The organism is Alicycliphilus denitrificans (assembly GCF_044792555.1).
GTDB classification, from domain to species: domain Bacteria; phylum Pseudomonadota; class Gammaproteobacteria; order Burkholderiales; family Burkholderiaceae_C; genus Alicycliphilus; species Alicycliphilus denitrificans_A.
Genome location: NZ_CP126238.1, coordinates 3,570,859 through 3,583,745 on the forward strand (window position 1 = coordinate 3,570,859; position 12,887 = coordinate 3,583,745).

The following is a 12,887-nucleotide window of genomic DNA, read 5'->3' on the forward strand; positions in this document are numbered from 1 at the left end:
TCACTGGCTCAGGATGAGCTGCACGATCACCCCCGTGGCAATGGCCACCAGCAGGTAATCGCCCCCGTACTGTACCCAGTGGTAGCCACGCGGCGGCGGGCTCAGGCGGTGCACGCGCCAGTCGTCAACGACGTAGTGGCGGCTGCGGTACATCGGTGGCAGGCGGTCGCCGCGGTGCCAGCGATGATCCGGCCCCGCGCCACGCCAGGGGCGCTGGCCGTATGCCTGGGGCGGTGGGCCAGGGTTCGGGCGCATCTGTGGCGGCCGGGGCTGTGCGTAGCCGGGGCGGTGTTGCTGTTCATAGCGAGGGCCCTTGCGCTGGTCATGGCGCTGCTCATAGCGCTGGTCGTGGCGCTGATCGCGCGGCTGGGCCTGCGCACCCATGGCCGACAGGCCCATCGCCAGTGCCGTGCAGGCGGCTGCCCACGCCATGAAGGAGCTTCGGGGCGCGCGCAGGTTCGCGGTGGTGGTATGGGGCATGTCTCGTCCTTTCATGGCATTGAACACGCCCCTATGGTGGCCCTTTTAGTGCTGCACCGCAGCCCTTGTACGGTGGTTTTACCCGAGATTTGCCACGAAATTACCTGCGCTTTGCATGTGTTGCACGACGCCTATCCGGCGCACGCCGCCATGGAGGGCGCACGTGATCTGGTCGAGGATGGTCATGAGGCAGCCCTCGGCCTGCGTCTCGGCGACGCCGCTGCCCGCAAGGCCGTACGCCATGTCCGGTTGCAAACATATTGTCACAATCTTGCCGCAGAGTGCGTTCAGCCCCTTCCGACTTGGTGTTTCCTGAGCCGCACATGCCTCTGTCCTCCTCCGCTTCCCGCTCCCTGTCCATCGGCCCGCTGGGCCGCCGCCTGCTGGGCCTGTTCCTGACCGTGCTGGCGCTGAGCCTGGTGGGCTCGGCCATTGGCGTGTGGTCGCTGCGGCACATCGGCCAGTCCACCGACGACATGGTCCAGCGCAGCGTGGCCAACGAGCGGCTGGTAGCCGACGCCTACCGCCTGCAGGCCATCAATGCCGAGCGCTACAAGGCCGTGGCGCTGAGCTCGGAGCCCGAGGTGGGCGAGGCCATAGGCGCCGACATCGCCGCGACCCGGCAGCAGTACGACGCACTGATCGCCACCCTGGCACAGCGGCTGGCCGGCACGGCGGACGAGAACCTGCTGGCGCAGGTGAACCAGCGCAGCGCCGATTTCCACGAGGCCCAGGCCGCGCTGGTGCAGGCGCGCGACTTCGGGCTCACCGCGCGCATCCAGCAGGTGTATGGCGAGCGCTTCCTGCCGGCCTCCCAGGCGCTGCTGGGATCGCTGGATGCGCTCACCCGGTCGCAGCGCCAGTCCATCGACGCGGCGGCGCTGGCGGTGGGCGACTGGAGCCAGCGCGCACGCTGGTCGCTGCTGGCGTTCGGCGCCCTGTCCGTGGTGCTGGGCACGCTGCTGGCGCTGTGGCTCATGCGCAGCATCACGCGGCCCATCGCCCTGGCCAGCGATACCGCGCAACGCGTGGCGGGCCTGGACCTGCGCCAGGACATCGTGGGCCACGAGCGCGACGAGACCGGGCACATGCTGACCTCGCTGGCGCTGATGCAGGGCGCGCTGCGGCGGCTGGCGGGACAGGTGGGCCGCTCCGTGCACGGCCTGCACCTGGCCTCGACCGAGATGGCCAACGGCAACGCCCACCTGTCCAGCCGCACCGAGGAGGCCGCCGCCAGCCTGCAGGAGACCGCGGCCGCGCTGGAGCATGTGACGCGTGCCGTGCAGCAGTCGGCCGAGACCGCGCAGCACACCGAGGCACGGGCCGTCCAGGCCGCCGCCGCCGCGCGCGAAGGCAGCAGCGTGGTCACGCGCGTGGTGCAGACCATGCAGCAGATCGCGCATGGTGCGCACAAGATCGGCGACATCACGGGCGTCATCGACGCCATCGCCTTCCAGACCAACATCCTGGCGCTGAACGCCGCCGTGGAGGCCGCACGCGCGGGCGGCCAGGGCCGCGGCTTTGCTGTGGTGGCGGGGGAGGTGCGCAGCCTGGCGAATCGCTCGGCCGAGGCGGCGCGCGAGATCAAGGCGCTGATCACCGCATCGGTGCAGCAGGCCGACGCGGGCGCCAGCCTGGCGGCCAACGCCGGCCGCACCATGGAACAGGTGGTGGCGGCCATCCAGGATGCCGCCGGCACCATGGCCGGCATCCGCGCGAGCCACCATGCGCAGCAGCAGGACATTCTCGCCATCCACCAGGCCCTGTCGCGGCTGGACCAGATGACCCAGCAGAACGCGGCCCTGGTGGAGCAGTCCGCCGCCGCCACCGAGAGCCTGCGCGGCCAGGCCCATGAGCTGGCGGCGCAGGTCAACCAGTTCCGCCTGCCGGGGGATGCGGCGCAGGCTGCCCCCACCCTCCCCCCCGCACTGCGGCTGGCGCCCGCCTGAAGCCCCAAGCGCCGCGCGCCGTCAGTCGGCGCGGTGGATGGGCACGTAGAACTCCCCGCCCGCGCGGTTGAACTCATTGGCTTTTTGCGCCATGCCCGCAGCCAAGGCGGCGTCCTCGGCCACGCCCTTGGCGGCGGCGAATTCGCGCACCTCCTGCGTGATCTTCATCGAGCAGAACTTCGGCCCGCACATGGAGCAGAAATGCGCCACCTTGGCGCTGTCCTTCGGGAGCGTCTCGTCGTGGTACTCCTGCGCCGTCTCGGGGTCCAGGCCCAGGTTGAACTGGTCCTGCCAGCGGAAGTCGAAGCGCGCCTGGCTCAATGCGTCGTCGCGCGCGCGGGCGCCCGGGTGTCCCTTGGCGACGTCGGCGGCGTGCGCGGCGATCTTGTAGGCGATGATGCCCTGCTTCACGTCGTCGCGGTCGGGCAGGCCCAGGTGCTCCTTGGGCGTCACGTAGCACAGCATGGCCGTGCCCATCCAGCCGATCATGGCGGCGCCGATGGCGGACGCAATGTGGTCGTAGCCCGGCGCGATGTCGATGGTCAGCGGGCCCAGGGTGTAGAACGGCGCCTCGTGGCAGGTCTTGAGCTGCTCGGTCATGTTGGCCTGGATCATGTGCATGGGCACATGGCCGGGGCCTTCGATCATGGTCTGCACGTCGTGCTTCCAGGCGATCTGGGTCAGTTCGCCCAGCGTGTGCAGCTCGGCGAACTGGGCCTCGTCGTTGGCGTCGGACGCGCAGCCGGGCCGCAGGCCGTCGCCCAGGCTGAAGGACACGTCGTACTGCTTCATGATGTCGCAGATGTCCTCGAAGTGCGTGTAGAGGAAGCTCTCCTTGTGGTGCGCCATGCACCACTTGGCCATGATGGAGCCGCCGCGCGAGACGATGCCGGTGCGCCGCTGCGCGGTGAGGTGGATGTAGGCCAGGCGCACCCCCGCGTGGATGGTGAAGTAGTCCACGCCCTGCTCGGCCTGCTCGATCAGCGTGTCGCGGAAGATCTCCCAGGTGAGGTCCTCGGCGATACCGCCCACTTTCTCCAGCGCCTGGTAGATCGGCACCGTGCCGATGGGCACGGGCGAGTTGCGCACGATCCAGTCGCGCGTGGTGTGGATGTTCTTGCCGGTGGACAGGTCCATCACGTTGTCGGCGCCCCAGCGGATGGCCCAGACGAGTTTTTCCACCTCTTCCTCGATGCTCGACGTGACGGCCGAGTTGCCGATGTTGGCGTTGATCTTGACCAGGAAGTTGCGCCCGATGGCCATGGGCTCGACCTCGGGGTGGTTGATGTTGGCGGGGATGATGGCGCGGCCGCGCGCCACTTCGTCGCGCACGAACTCGGGCGTGATGATCTTGGGAATCATGGCGCCCATGGGGTTGCCGGCCAGGCGCTTTTCGCGCTCGGCGTCTGCCATGTACTGCGCCATCCACTCGCGCTTGCCGTTCTCGCGCAGCGCCACGTATTCCATCTCGGGCGTGATGATGCCCTTGCGCGCGTAATGCATCTGCGTCACGTTGGCGCCGGCCTTGGCGCGGCGCGGCTGGCGCTGCAGGGCCGCGGCTTCCAGACGCAGCTGGGCCAGGCGGGCGGCATCTTCGCTCTTGCTGCCATCGTCCAGCGCCACTGCCTTGCGGCCTGCGTAGAGTTCGCTGTCGCCGCGCTCGGCGATCCAGGCGCCACGCACGCTGTCCAGACCCTTTTTCACGTCGATGACGGCCTGCGGGTCGGTATAGGGGCCGGAGGTGTCGTAGACACTCACCCGCTCGCCATTGGTGAGCGCAATGTCGCGCACCGGCACGCGCAGATCGGCTCGGCTGCCGGTGATGTAGGCTTTGCTGGAGGCAGGAAAGGGCTCGCGCGTGCGGGCCAGCAGATGGGCAAAGGTGTCGGGGGCGTTCATGGCGTGCATTCCTCAAAGGTTCTGGATGGAATGCTCCGCAATCGGCGGGACGGCAGGCGTGCATGCTTCACGGCACACTCCACCATCCCACTGCAGCTCTTCTTACGCTGGTACTAACCAGATCAAGTTCGCGGTTTTGGCGGGTTGGCCCGCCATCTCAGCACGTCGACACGTGCACCCCGGAGCAGGGCTTAGTATAGGTCAAGGCCGCAGAAAACCTGTAAGTGCGTGTTCACGACAGCACTAAAGCACCCGCTCCAGGATCAGCACCAGGAAGAACATGGCCGCCGCGATGATGGTCCACTTGACGATCACCAGACCAAAGCGCTTGTAGCGTTGCTGACCCGTGGCGGCGAAGAAGCCGAACGAGACCGCCGCCGCAAGCAGCAGCAGCATCACGGCCCAGCGAAAGAGCAGCATGACGGCCGCCTACCACGCACGCGCCGGCTGGGCAAAGCCGGTGGGCGCCTGGCGCTCGTTGTCGAAACTCACGATCTCCCATGCGTCCTCGTGCGCCAGCAGCTCGCGCAGCAGCTGGTTGTTCATGCCGTGCCCCGAGCGGAAGGCGCTGTAGGCCGCCAGCAGCGGCTTGCCCACCAGGTACAGGTCGCCCATGGCGTCGAGGATCTTGTGCTTGGCAAACTCATCGTCGTAGCGCAGGCCATCGGCATTGAGCACCTTGTAGTCGTCCATGACGATGGCGTTGTCCAGCCCGCCGCCCAGGGCCAGGCCATTGGCGCGCAGCATTTCCACATCCTTGGTGAAACCGAAGGTGCGTGCACGGGCGATGTCGCGCGCGTAATTGCCCCCCCCCAGATCGAACTCCACGCTCTGGCCCGTGGAATCCACCGCCGGGTGGGCAAAGTCGATCTCGAAGCGCAGCTTGAAGCCGTGGTAGGGCGTGAGGCGTGCCCACTTGAGGTTCTGGCCCTCGCCCTCGCGCACCTCCACGGGGCGCTTGACGCGGATGAAGCGCTTGGGCGCGTTCTGCAGCTCCACGCCGGCGCTCTGCAGCAGGAACACAAAGGACGCCGAGGAGCCGTCAAGGATGGGCACCTCCTCGGCCGTGATGTCGATGTACAGGTTGTCCAGCCCCAGGCCGGCGCAGGCCGACATCAGGTGCTCCACCGTGTGCACCTTGGCCCCCCCCACGCCAATGGTCGAGGCCATGCGCGTATCCACCACGGCCGTGGCGGTGATAGGAATGTCCACCGGCTCGGGCAGGTCCACGCGGCGGAACACGATGCCCGTGTCCGGCTGGGCCGGGCGCAGCGTCAACTCGACCCGCTGGCCGCTGTGCAGCCCCACGCCGACGGCGCGGGTCAGGGTCTTGATGGTGCGTTGCTGGAGCATTGCGTAATTTTAGTGGGCACTACCCCGTGCTGCCGGCTGGCGCAGGCTATGGCGACCATAGGCCACGGGAAATGGAAAAGCCGGCAGGCGGCCCCATCCGAGCCTGCCGCCGGCCTCTGCTGCGGTCTCCGTCAATCCGCCTGCTTGCGCAGGAACGCCGGGATCTCCAGCTCGTCCATGCCGCCCGAGGACAGCGCGTCCACGCGTGCCGTGGCCGCCGTGCGGTTGGTGCGCCAGACGCTGGGCACCTGCATGTTGCCGTATTCGGCCTGGGCCGCGGCGCTGCCGATCACGCCGCCGGGCACGCCCAGCGCTGCGCCGGCCATGGGCATCTGGTAGGCCACGTTGTCCGTGCCGGTACGCAGGCTGCCCTGCACCACCTGCATGGTCTGGCGGCGCGCGTTGGCGCGCGACAGGCCGGTGGCCACCACGGTCACGCGGATCTCTTCGCCCAGGCTGTCGTCGTAGGCGGCACCGAAAATCACATGCGCGTCGGGCGAGGCGTAGGCGTTGATGGTGTTCATCGCCAGGCGCGACTCGGACAGCTTCAGGCTGCCCTTGCTGGCCGTGACCAGCACCAGCACGCCCTTGGCGCCCGACAGGTCGATGCCCTCCAGTAGCGGGCAGGCCACGGCCTGCTCGGCGGCGATGCGCGCGCGGTCCGGACCACTGGCGGTGGCCGTGCCCATCATGGCCTTGCCGGGCTCGCCCATGACGGTGCGCACATCCTCGAAGTCCACGTTCACCTGGCCGTACTCGTTAATGATCTCGGCGATGCCGCCCACGGCGTTCTTCAGCACGTCGTTGGCATGCGCGAAGGCCTCGTCCTGGGTGATGTCGTCGCCCAGCACGTCTAGCAGCTTTTCGTTGAGCACCACGATCAGCGAGTCGACGTTGGCCTCCAGCTCGGCCAGACCCTCGTCGGCATTCTTCATGCGGCGGCCGCCCTCCCAGTCGAAGGGCTTGGTGACCACGCCCACGGTGAGGATGCCCATCTCCTTGGCCAGGCGCGCGATCACGGGCGCGGCGCCCGTGCCCGTGCCGCCACCCATGCCGGCGGTGATGAACAGCATGTGCGCACCGGCAATGGCCTGGCGGATGTCCTCCTCGGCGGCCTCGGCGGCCTCGCGCGCCTTCTCGGGCTTACTGCCGGCGCCCAGGCCGTTGGTGCCCAGCTGGATGGTGCGGTGCGCGCTGCTGCGCGTCAGTGCCTGCGCATCCGTGTTGGCGCTGATGAACTCCACGCCCTGCACATTGCGCGAAATCATGTGCTGCACGGCGTTGCCGCCGCCGCCGCCGACACCGATCACCTTGATCTGCGTGCCCTGGTTGAACTCTTCGGACTCGATCATTTCGATGGTCATGATGCTGCTCCTGTAACTACGTTGTGATTTGCCATTGCCAAAGGTTTTGTGTTCTTCTTGTGTCGGGTGACCCCGTCGGGAGGCGGTGCCGTACTGCGCCACCGGCCCCGCTTCTTGCGCGGGGGGCCGGCGCGGGCCAGCCAGAGCAGTGGGGTGGTCATGTCAGAAGTTCCCCACGATGAAGTCCTTGAAGCGGCCGAAGGCGGTCTTCACCGAGCCGCTCTTGGCCGCCACCTTGAAGCCGCGCAGGCGCGCCAGGCGCGCCTCCTCCAAGAGGCCCATGACGGTGGCCGCGCGCGGCTGGGCAATCATGTCGGCCAGCGCGCTCGAATACTTCGGGATACCGCGGCGCACGGGCTTGAGGAAGATGTCCTCGCCCAGCTCCACCATGCCCGGCATGACGCAGCTGCCGCCCGTGAGCACGATGCCTGAGGACAGCACCTCCTCGTAGCCCGACTCGCGTATCACCTGCTGCACCAGCGAGAAGATCTCTTCCACGCGTGGCTCGATCACGCCGGCCAGCGCCTGCCTGGAGAGCATGCGCGGGCTGCGGTCGCCCAGGCCCGGCACCTCGACCTGGGCCTCGGGGTCGGCCAGCAGCTGCTTGGCGTAGCCGCTTTCCACCTTGATGTCCTCGGCGTCCTTGGTCGGCGTGCGCAGCGCCATGGCGATGTCGCTGGTGATCAGGTCGCCGGCGATCGGCAGCACCGCCGTGTGGCGGATGGCGCCGCCGGTGAAGATGGCCACGTCGGTGGTGCCCGCGCCGATATCGACCACGGCCACGCCGAGCTCGCGCTCGTCGTCGGTGAGCACGGCCTGGCTGCTGGCCAGCGGGTTGAGCATGAGCTGCTCGACCTCCAGGCCGCAGCGGCGCACGCACTTGATGATGTTCTCGGCCGCGCTCTGCGCGCCGGTGACGATGTGGATCTTGGCCTCCAGGCGGATACCGCTCATGCCGATGGGCTCCTTCACGTCCTGCCCGTCGATCACGAATTCCTGCGGCTCCACCAAGAGTAGGCGCTGGTCGCTGGAGATGTTGATGGCCTTGGCCGTCTCCACCACGCGCGCCACGTCGGCCGGCGTGACCTCCTTGTCCTTCACCGCCACCATGCCGCTGGAGTTGAGCCCGCGGATGTGGCTGCCGGTGATGCCGGTGTAGACGCGCTGGATCTTGCAGTCGGCCATCAGCTCGGCCTCTTTCAGCGCCTGCTGGATGCTCTGCACCGTGGCGTCGATGTTCACCACCACGCCGCGCTTGAGGCCGTTGGAAGGCGCCACGCCCAGGCCGGCGAGCTTGAGCTCGCCGCCGGGCAGCACCTCGGCCACCACGGCCATGACCTTGGCGGTGCCAATGTCCAGCCCCACGACCACATCCTTGTACTCTCTTGCCATAGTTCTTCCGTCCTGCCCCTCAGTTGTTCTTTGCCGCCGTGCGGGCCCGAGCCGCCGCCGCCCGTGCCGCCGCGGCCGCCGCGCGCTCGGCCGCACGCTGCGCGGCGACGCGCTGCGCCTCGGTGGCCACCGTGGTCACCCCGCGCAGGCGCAGCGCATAGCCACCCTCGTGCCGCAAGTCGGCGTACTCCAATGCATCCACGCCGCGCCCCTGCTGCTGCGCCACGTCGGGCAGGGTGCTGGCCAGGCGCTGCACGCGCTCGAGCACCTCGCCTGGCGTACCACCGCCGAGCTGCAGCACGGCGCCACTGGCCAGCAGCACGCGCCAGCCGTTGTTGCCCGTGAGCTCCAGCGTGTCGATGGCCGAGCCCAGCGGCGCCAGCGCGGGCGCCAGCCGGCGCGCCATGTCCAGCATCTCGGCCGAGTGCGCGGGCGCTGCGCCCAGCAGGCGCGGCAGGCCATCCTGCTCCACGTCCTCGGCATCGGCCTCGAAGACCTGGCCCTGGCTGTTGACCAGCGTGGGGCTGCCCTCGGCCCCCCAGTAGGCGGCCACGTCGTGCTCCTGCAGCTGCACGCGCAGGCCGCTCGGGAATTCGCGCCGCACATGGGCGCTGCGCACCCAGGGCACCTGCTCGAAGGCGCGGCGCGCGGCCTCCAGGTCCACGGTGAAGAAGTTGCCCACGAGCTGCGGCGCCACGTTGGCGCGCAGGCTCAGGGCGCTGGTGTGCACCAGCTCGCCCTCGACGGCGATATGCCCGATGGCAAACGCCGGCTGGCGCAGCAGCCAGGCACCGCCCGCCACCAGCACGCCCACGGCGCAGCCCACGAACAGGACCGTGGCGGTCATGTTCATGAGGCGCACGTCCAGCGGTGCGGGCAGCGTGGCGGTCATGCGTGCTCCTGTGCTCCTGCCGCGCCGCCCCGGCCCTGCAGCGCATCCAGCGAGGCGCTGGCCAGGATGCGCAGGCACAGCTCGGGATAGCCGATGCCGCTGGCCTTGGCCGCCATGGGCACGAGCGAATGGCCGGTCATGCCCGGCGAGGTGTTGATCTCCAGCAAAAACGGCTGGCGGTCGCTCTTGCGGATCATGATGTCGGCACGCGCCCAGCCGCGGCAGCCCAGCGTGCGGTAGGCCTGCACCACGATGCGCTGGATCTCGCGCTCCTCGGCCTCGGGCAGGCCGCTCGGGCAGTGGTACTGCGTGACGTCGGTGAAGTATTTGTTCTGGTAGTCGTAGTTGCCTTCCGGAGCCACGATGCGGATCACCGGCAGCGCTGTGGCGCTTGCGCCCTGGCCCAGCACCGGGCAGGTGGTCTCGTCGCCGTCGATGAACTGCTCGCACAGCACCTCGGGGTCGTAGCGCGAGGCCAGCAGGTAGGCCTGCTCGCACTGCCCCAGCGAGGAGACCTTGGTCAGGCCCAGCGTGGAGCCCTCGCGCGCAGGCTTGACGATCATCGGCGTGCCCAGCTCGGCAAAGGCCTGGGCCGTCTCGGCGCTGCTCGCCACCAGGCGCCAGTCCGGCGTGCTCAAGCCCTCGAAGCGCCAGATGCGCTTGGTCATGATCTTGTCCATGGCGATGCTCGACGCCATCACGCCGGGCCCGGTGTAGGGGATGCCCAGCAGCTCCAGCGCCCCCTGCACCGTGCCGTCCTCGCCGTGGCGGCCATGCAGGGCGATGAAGCAGCGCTGGTAGCCATGGGTCTTGAGCGCCGACAGGTCACCGTTGGCCGGGTCAAACGCATGCGCATCGACGCCGCGCGCGCGCAGCGCCTGCAGCACCCCGCCGCCGGACATGAGCGAGACCTCGCGCTCGGCCGAGGTGCCGCCCATGAGCACCGCCACCTTGCCCATGGCCTTCACGTCAATATTCAAGTCGTTTTGGCTCATTGCGCGCGTCCTCCCTGCGCCTTCAGCTCGTTATTTTGTAGCAACTCGACAATCTTCGCAGGTACGCCGCCGATCGAGCCAGCGCCCATGCACAGCACTACGTCGCCGTCCTTGGCGCCGGTGGCGATGCGCTGGGGCAGGTCGGCGATATCGTCGATGAACACCGGCTCCACGCTGCCGGCCACGCGCAGCGCGCGCGCCAGCGCGCGGCCGTCGGCGGCCACGATGGGCGCCTCACCCGCGGCGTAGACCTCGGTGAGCAGCACGGCGTCGGCGCCGCCCAGCACCTTCACGAAGTCTTCGAAGCAGTCGCGCGTGCGGCTGTAGCGATGCGGCTGGAACACCAGCACCAGGCGCCGGCCCGGATAGGCGCCGCGCGCGGCCGCCATGGTGGCCGCCATCTCCACCGGGTGGTGGCCGTAGTCCTCGATCAGTGTGAAGCGCCCGCCGTCCTGCGTGGGCAGCTCGCCATGGGGCTGAAAGCGCCGACCCACGCCGGTGAAACCAGCCAGGGCGCGCAGCACGGCCGCGTCGGGCACGTTCAGCTCGGTGGCCACGGCGATCGTGGCCAGGGCGTTGAGCACGTTGTGCTCGCCCGCGAGGTTCAGCACCACCTCCAGGTCGGGCAGCGTGACGCCGTTGCGCCGCTGCACGGTGAAGTGCATCTGCGTGCCCACGGCACGCACGTTGACGGCACGCACCTCGGCGTCCTCGGCCAGGCCGTAGCTGGTCACGGGGCAGGTCACGCGCGGCAGGATGTCGCGGATGGCCGGGTTGTCCACGCACAGGATGGCCGTGCCGTAGAACGGCATGCGGTGCAGGAAGTCCACGAAGGCCTGCTTCAGGCGGCCGAAGTCGTGGCCGTAGGTCTCCATGTGGTCGGCGTCGATGTTGGTGACCACGGCCATCACGGGCAGCAGGTTCAGGAACGAGGCGTCGGACTCGTCGGCCTCGACCACGATGTACTCGCCCTGGCCCAGCTTGGCGTTGGTGCCGGCGCTGTTCAGGCGCCCGCCGATGACGAAGGTCGGGTCGAACCCTCCCTCGGCCAGCACGCTGGCCACCAGGCTGGTGGTGGTGGTCTTGCCGTGCGCGCCGGCAATGGCGATGCCCTTGCGCAGGCGCATCAGCTCGGCGAGCATCACGGCGCGCGGCACGACCGGAATCTTCTTCTCGCGCGCGGCCAGCACCTCGGGGTTGTCCTGCTGCACGGCCGTGGAGGTGACCACCGCATCCGCCCCCGCGATGTGCGCGGCCGCATGGCCGACATGGGTGGCCACGCCCAGCGAGCGCAGGCGCGCCAGCGTGGCGCTGTCGGCCAGGTCCGAGCCGGACACGCGGTAGCCCAGGTTGTGCAGCACCTCGGCAATGCCGCACATGCCGGCGCCGCCGATGCCGACGAAGTGGATGTGACGAATGGCCTGCTTCATGATGCGAGCTCCTCACAGGCGGAAACCACCTCGCGGGCGGCCTGGGTTTTTTGCATGTTTTTTGCCTTCAGCGCCCGATCCATAAGCGCGGGTCGCTCCATATTCAATAGCATATCAGCCAGACCTCGGGCGGTGAGGTCGGCCTGCTGCACGAGCCAGCCGCCGCCCGCGTCCACGAGGAAGCGGGCGTTGCTCGTCTGGTGGTCGTCCACCGCATGCGGGAAGGGCACGAACACCGCGGCCGCGCCCACGGCGGCGATCTCGGTGACGGTGCTGGCGCCGGCGCGGCAGACGATCACATCGGCCTCGGCAAACGCGGCGGCCGTGTCGTCGATGAAGGGGGTCAGCTCGGCCTGCACACCGGCGGCCTGGTAGTTGGCGCGCAGCTGCTCGATCTGCGCGGCCCCGCTCTGGTGCGTGACGCGGGGGCGCTCGCCCTCGGGGATCAGCGCCAGCGCCTGCGGCACGATGTCGTTGAGCGCGCGCGCGCCCAGGCTGCCGCCCACCACCAGCAGCTTCAAGGGGCCGCTGCGGCCGGCAAAGCGCTCGGCCGGATCGCCCTGCTGCGTGAAGGCCGCGCGCAGCGGGTTGCCCACCCACTGGCCCTTCCTGAACACGCCGGGGAAGGCCGTGAAGATGCGGTCGGCCATGCCGGCCAGCACCCGGTTGGCCATGCCGGCGACCGAGTTCTGCTCGTGCAGCACCAGCGGCTTGCCGGCCGCAACGGCCATCACGCCGCCGGGAAAGGTGACATAGCCGCCCATGCCGAGCACCACATCGGGCTTGACGCGCCGCACCACGGCCAGCGCCTGCCAGAAGGCGCGCAGCAGCTTCAGGGGTAACAGCGCCAGCGTGATCAGGCCCTTGCCGCGCACGCCGGAAAAGTCGATGGTCTCCAGCGCAATGCCATGCTGCGGCACGATGCGCGACTCCATGCTGCCGGGCGTGCCCAACCAGTGCACACGCCAGCCGCGCGCGGCGAGCTCCTGGGCCACGGCCAGGCCCGGGAAGATATGGCCGCCGGTGCCGCCGGCCATGATGAGGGCTGTTTTCTGGCTCATACGCGCCCGCCCCTCATCGGCGCTATGCGCCCGGCTGTGCTTGCGCACAGCCAAACTTTATTCTGGTGAAAC

12 protein-coding genes and 1 riboswitch are annotated in these 12,887 nt (G+C 69.1%); of the genes, 1 reads left to right on the forward strand and 11 read right to left on the reverse strand.

All coding sequences use genetic code 11. The features are described 5' to 3' along the window. Together P7644_RS16965 and P7644_RS16970 are read right to left on the reverse strand one after the other, a co-directional pair. A complete protein-coding gene (locus P7644_RS16965) occupies positions 1–480 on the reverse strand; it encodes an RcnB family protein (RefSeq protein WP_404300410.1) in 480 nt (159 codons plus the stop codon). A 78-nt stretch (positions 481–558) separates the two neighbouring features. Further along, positions 559–723: a hypothetical protein gene (locus P7644_RS16970; RefSeq protein WP_404300411.1), complete on the reverse strand. Its 165-nt coding sequence runs from the start codon at positions 721–723 to the stop codon at positions 559–561. 80 nt (positions 724–803) lie between these two features. Here P7644_RS16970 and P7644_RS16975 point away from each other — a divergent pair, with 80 nt between their 5' ends. Further along, positions 804–2,429 carry a methyl-accepting chemotaxis protein gene (locus P7644_RS16975; RefSeq protein WP_404300412.1) on the forward strand — a complete coding sequence of 542 codons (1,626 nt, stop codon included), beginning with the start codon at positions 804–806 and terminating at the stop codon, positions 2,427–2,429. A gap of 21 nt (positions 2,430–2,450) precedes the next feature. Here P7644_RS16975 and thiC read toward each other — a convergent pair whose 3' ends face one another. The 9 genes from thiC to murG all read right to left on the reverse strand — a co-directional run bounded on the left by thiC (position 2,451) and on the right by murG (position 12,815). After that, complete coding sequence (thiC, locus tag P7644_RS16980; RefSeq protein WP_404300413.1) at positions 2,451–4,328, reverse strand: phosphomethylpyrimidine synthase ThiC; 1,878 nt, start codon at positions 4,326–4,328, stop codon at positions 2,451–2,453. 82 nt (positions 4,329–4,410) lie between these two features. Beyond that, positions 4,411–4,520: riboswitch (TPP riboswitch) on the reverse strand. Between the two features lie 51 nt (positions 4,521–4,571). Next, on the reverse strand, positions 4,572–4,748 hold the full coding sequence (locus tag P7644_RS16985; RefSeq protein WP_404300414.1) for a hypothetical protein: 177 nt from the start codon (positions 4,746–4,748) through the stop codon (positions 4,572–4,574). A gap of 9 nt (positions 4,749–4,757) precedes the next feature. Continuing rightward, entirely contained in the window at positions 4,758–5,681 is a 924-nt protein-coding gene (gene lpxC / locus P7644_RS16990) for a UDP-3-O-acyl-N-acetylglucosamine deacetylase (protein ID WP_404300415.1), read from the reverse strand. A 131-nt stretch (positions 5,682–5,812) separates the two neighbouring features. After that, positions 5,813–7,045: a cell division protein FtsZ gene (gene ftsZ, locus P7644_RS16995; protein WP_404300416.1), complete on the reverse strand. Its 1,233-nt coding sequence runs from the start codon at positions 7,043–7,045 to the stop codon at positions 5,813–5,815. Between the two features lie 162 nt (positions 7,046–7,207). After that, complete coding sequence (ftsA, locus tag P7644_RS17000; protein ID WP_404300417.1) at positions 7,208–8,437, reverse strand: cell division protein FtsA; 1,230 nt, start codon at positions 8,435–8,437, stop codon at positions 7,208–7,210. A gap of 19 nt (positions 8,438–8,456) precedes the next feature. Beyond that, on the reverse strand, positions 8,457–9,329 hold the full coding sequence (locus P7644_RS17005) for a cell division protein FtsQ/DivIB (RefSeq protein WP_404300418.1): 873 nt from the start codon (positions 9,327–9,329) through the stop codon (positions 8,457–8,459). Beyond that, on the reverse strand, positions 9,326–10,324 hold the full coding sequence (locus P7644_RS17010; protein WP_404300419.1) for a D-alanine--D-alanine ligase: 999 nt from the start codon (positions 10,322–10,324) through the stop codon (positions 9,326–9,328). Before P7644_RS17010 ends, P7644_RS17005 begins: the two co-directional genes overlap by 4 nt. After that, entirely contained in the window at positions 10,321–11,754 is a 1,434-nt protein-coding gene (gene murC / locus P7644_RS17015) for a UDP-N-acetylmuramate--L-alanine ligase (RefSeq protein ID WP_404300420.1), read from the reverse strand. Before murC ends, P7644_RS17010 begins: the two co-directional genes overlap by 4 nt. Continuing rightward, complete coding sequence (gene murG / locus P7644_RS17020) at positions 11,751–12,815, reverse strand: undecaprenyldiphospho-muramoylpentapeptide beta-N-acetylglucosaminyltransferase (protein ID WP_404300421.1); 1,065 nt, start codon at positions 12,813–12,815, stop codon at positions 11,751–11,753. The genes murC and murG overlap by 4 nt, the downstream gene beginning before the upstream one ends. Positions 12,816–12,887 lie beyond the last annotated feature (72 nt).

What these genes read in the sequence shown, in the direction of transcription:
- P7644_RS16965 (WP_404300410.1), bottom strand. Translation starts at nt 480, where the DNA reads ATGCCCCATACCACCACCGCGAACCTGCGCGCGCCCCGAAGCTCCTTC.
- P7644_RS16970 (WP_404300411.1), bottom strand. Translation starts at nt 723, where the DNA reads ATGGCGTACGGCCTTGCGGGCAGCGGCGTCGCCGAGACGCAGGCCGAG.
- P7644_RS16975 (WP_404300412.1), top strand. Translation starts at nt 804, where the DNA reads ATGCCTCTGTCCTCCTCCGCTTCCCGCTCCCTGTCCATCGGCCCGCTG.
- thiC (WP_404300413.1), bottom strand. Translation starts at nt 4,328, where the DNA reads ATGAACGCCCCCGACACCTTTGCCCATCTGCTGGCCCGCACGCGCGAG.
- P7644_RS16985 (WP_404300414.1), bottom strand. Translation starts at nt 4,748, where the DNA reads ATGCTGCTCTTTCGCTGGGCCGTGATGCTGCTGCTGCTTGCGGCGGCG.
- lpxC (WP_404300415.1), bottom strand. Translation starts at nt 5,681, where the DNA reads ATGCTCCAGCAACGCACCATCAAGACCCTGACCCGCGCCGTCGGCGTG.
- ftsZ (WP_404300416.1), bottom strand. Translation starts at nt 7,045, where the DNA reads ATGACCATCGAAATGATCGAGTCCGAAGAGTTCAACCAGGGCACGCAG.
- ftsA (WP_404300417.1), bottom strand. Translation starts at nt 8,437, where the DNA reads ATGGCAAGAGAGTACAAGGATGTGGTCGTGGGGCTGGACATTGGCACC.
- P7644_RS17005 (WP_404300418.1), bottom strand. Translation starts at nt 9,329, where the DNA reads ATGACCGCCACGCTGCCCGCACCGCTGGACGTGCGCCTCATGAACATG.
- P7644_RS17010 (WP_404300419.1), bottom strand. Translation starts at nt 10,324, where the DNA reads ATGAGCCAAAACGACTTGAATATTGACGTGAAGGCCATGGGCAAGGTG.
- murC (WP_404300420.1), bottom strand. Translation starts at nt 11,754, where the DNA reads ATGAAGCAGGCCATTCGTCACATCCACTTCGTCGGCATCGGCGGCGCC.
- murG (WP_404300421.1), bottom strand. Translation starts at nt 12,815, where the DNA reads ATGAGCCAGAAAACAGCCCTCATCATGGCCGGCGGCACCGGCGGCCAT.